Source organism: Halanaerobium sp., from assembly GCF_003070835.1.
In genome coordinates this window covers 1-2,090 of record NZ_QBLR01000441.1, presented here as the reverse complement: position 1 = coordinate 2,090, position 2,090 = coordinate 1, and the positions used below count along the sequence as shown (strand labels likewise).

3 protein-coding genes are annotated in these 2,090 nt (G+C 32.2%); all 3 read left to right on the top strand.

Features of this window, described 5'->3' with window-relative positions; all coding sequences use genetic code 11:
* A partial coding sequence (locus tag CI949_RS20185) for a 1-phosphofructokinase family hexose kinase (RefSeq protein ID WP_290769800.1) occupies nucleotides 1-710 on the top strand: 710 nt, incomplete at its 5' end.
* A 3-nt stretch (nucleotides 711-713) separates the two neighbouring features.
* Nucleotides 714-1,175: an HPP family protein gene (locus CI949_RS20180; RefSeq protein ID WP_290769798.1), complete on the top strand. Its 462-nt coding sequence runs from the start codon at nucleotides 714-716 to the stop codon at nucleotides 1,173-1,175.
* A gap of 87 nt (nucleotides 1,176-1,262) precedes the next feature.
* The coding region (locus CI949_RS20175; protein ID WP_290769796.1) for a cation:proton antiporter at nucleotides 1,263-2,090 on the top strand (828 nt) is incomplete at its 3' end.

The window sequence follows — 2,090 nt, the reverse complement described above, 5'->3', positions numbered from 1 at the left end:
GTAATTATATTTACACCGAAAGTGAAATTAGAAATAATGTAAAAATAATTGGTAAAGATCCTGCAACCTATACTCAGTACAATGACTATACTTTTGAGGTTGAAAAAGAAGAAGTTGACGAACTGATAGTTCGTTTTAAGAGGTCAATTTCTGAAAGTAACTGTATTTTAATCTCCGGCTCAGTTCCTGAGGGTGTAGACTTTGATATTTATCAGCGTTTAATTAAAATTGCCAAAGGTAAAGGTAAACATGTTTTTCTGCAGGCCAGTGGTGAAGCTTTAAAATTGGCTTTAGAATCAGAACCGGATGTTGTAGCACCATATTTTAAGCACCATAAAACAATTTTAGATATGGAGATGAATGACAAAGAGGATTACATTAAAGCAGGAAAAAAGATGCAGGAAATGGGAGCCAAAAGAGTTATGATTCCATTCCACTGTGACCGGATACTCTTTGATAAAAATGGTGATGTTTATCAGCTTTCACCTAAAGGATACTGTATCATTAACTGGTTGGGAGCAAGTGATGCCTATAACACCGCCTATTTAGATTATGCTTTTAAAACTGATAAATTTGATTTTATTGAAGCTAATTTAAGAGGGGGAGCTGCTGCTTTGTGGATAGCAGAAAATAAAGAGGTTTATTTAAATGAAGGAAAAGATTATAACTGTTGTTTAGAAAGATTAGAAGTTAATAAGCTGGAGGTGTAAAAGTTGAGTCTAGTAAAAGATTATATGATTAGAACTATGAATTCGGTAACTCCAGATGATAGTATTCGCAAAGCAATAATTTTGATGTACAGATCAGAACAATCAGTTTTACCAGTGGTTGATCACCAAAATCAGTTTGTAGGAACTATTTACAGTAATAACATTCTTAAGAACATAATTCCCGAGAGTTTTGGTTTTTTAGACAGCAGCCGCCTATTTTATGAGGTGAATGAAGCTGTAGAGAATTTAAAATATGTTAAGGATGAAAATGTTGGGAAATACATGGCCCGCAATCGTGATGCAGTCAAAGAAAATAGTGATATGAAAAAAATTGCTGACATTATGTTGAATAACAAAGAGTCACTACTTTTTGTTGTTAATGATGAAGATTTTTTGCGCGGCTTTATAGAAAGATCTAACCTGCTGCATTATTTATTAGACGAAGCAGAAAACCATCCTGAGTAGTGATATCTGGAAATATAGCTTTCTTTGCTCAGATTATTGATAACTTAATAATTGTATTATAGTATTGGATAAAATGAGGTGTATTTTATGAACGAATTAATTAACTTCTCGGCCCATGATGTTGAAGAGTGGTTGGTGTTAAATGATGTTGCCAATAAAGAACTTTATTTAATTTCTTTATTGTTATTATTTGCATTTTTAGTAGTTTTACTGGCCAAGAAATATAGAATTCCAATAGTAGTTGGTTATGTATTTTTGGGTATCCTATTAAGTCCAGACATTATTTCTATCTTTCCAGTAATAGATTCTGAAATGTCTAACATGTATACTTTTGTTCTAGCTAATTTAGATTACGTTACAAATATTGCCCTTGCATTTATTGCTTTTACAATCGGTAGTGAACTTTCAATAAAAACAATAAAAAGACTGGGGAAAAGCATATTTTCAATTGCAATAATGGAATCCGTTTCAGCCTTTGTAATTGTTACAGCAGCAGTGTATTTTATTGGTCGTCCGCTTTATATGGCACTTTTATTTGGAGCAATTGCTTCTGCTACTGCACCAGCTGCAACTGTAATGGTTTTAAAGGAATATAATTCTGAAGGGCCTCTAACTTCAACAATTATGGCTGTTGTAGGCCTTGATGATGCATTTGCTTTAATAATCTTTTCATTAATTAACCCAATTGCTTATTCACAGTATAGGGGAGAAGGAGCAATTAAGTTATCAGAGATTATTGTTTTACCATTAATTGAAATTTTTGGAGCTATAATTTTAGGTCTGTTTTTTGGCTATATTACCCAATATTTACTAACCAAATTTAATGAAAAAACTCGTAAAATATTAACTATTGTTACTTCTATTACTTTAAGTTCTGCTGTGTCTATTTTCTTTGGCTTATCAGCATTGATAGCA